Genomic DNA, 1146 nt, shown 5'->3' on the forward strand with positions numbered 1-1146 from the left:
CTAGCACTACAGTTGCATTTTGTGTTGAGTTCTGAATCTATGGGTAACCATGATTCAGGATATGATGAGTGGCGGTGCGTCTGTTGAAGAGACGCTGGAATTATGGGCGCGCTCGCTTCGGTCCGCCAAGGAGCGGATTGCTCCACTGTTCACGCAAAAACGTGTCGTAGATTCAGCCTGTGCTTTTCTTGATATTTTGATTGGCAATGAACCACGCAAGACGGGATGGATGCGAGCGGAAGCCGCAGGAGATCCTGGTCCATGGCGGCAGCAGGCGCTTCTGGGGCGCGGGCACTGGGATGCCGATGCCCTTCGGGATGTCGTCAGGGATTATGTGATCGAGCATCTGGGCACTGAAGATGGTGTGCTGGTGATTGATGAGACCGGTTTTCTGAAGAAAGGTCAGGCGTCATGCGGTGTCGAACGGCAGTATACGGGATCTGCCGGCAAGATCACGAACTGCCAGATTGGGGTATTTGCCACCTATGTCTCGGCGCGGGGCCATGCCTTTATTGACCGCGCCCTGTATCTCCCGAAAGACTGGACATCGAACCGTGAGCGCCTGCAGCAGGCCCACGTTCCCGATGACGTGGTGTTTGCAACCAAACCGGCGTTAGCCTCGATGATGATTGAGCGGAGTATTGAGGCCGGTGTGCCCTTCCGCTGGGTTGCAGCAGACAGCGTTTATGGCGTGGGAGATGTGGAACGCACGCTTCGTCGGGCAGGCGTTGGATATGTCCTTGGCGTCAAAGGCAATCACTGGTTCGGGTCATGGGCAACCAACCCGCTGATTGCAGGGGAAGCCAAAGATATTGCTGCAAACCTTCCAGAGCAGGACTGGTACCGCCTATCTGCGGGACACGGCACAAAAGGTGAGCGGCTGTATGACTGGGCGTATCTTGCGCTTGCCGATCTGGATGCTGAAGAATTTGACTGCCCTATTGCCGGACCATGGACACGCGGCCTGTTGATCCGTCGGAGTATAGGCGATGGAGACCTAGCCTGTTTTACGACATGGTGTCCAAAAGGAACAACCCTGCAGGAACTCGTGAACGTTGAAGGCACGCGCTGGAGAATCGAAGAATGTTTCGAGACGGCCAAAAACGAATTCGGTCTTGATCATAACGAAACCCGTTCCTGGCATGG

1 protein-coding gene is annotated in these 1146 nt (G+C 55.2%); it reads left to right on the top strand.

All coding sequences use genetic code 11. From position 1 onward, the window contains the following. Window positions 1-49 precede the first annotated feature (49 nt). A partial coding sequence (locus tag AB2L51_RS15055) for an IS701 family transposase (protein ID WP_400922632.1) occupies window positions 50-1146 on the top strand: 1097 nt, incomplete at its 3' end.

The organism is Acetobacter fabarum (assembly GCF_040702925.2).
In the GTDB taxonomy this organism is placed as follows: Bacteria; Pseudomonadota; Alphaproteobacteria; order Acetobacterales; family Acetobacteraceae; genus Acetobacter; species Acetobacter fabarum_B.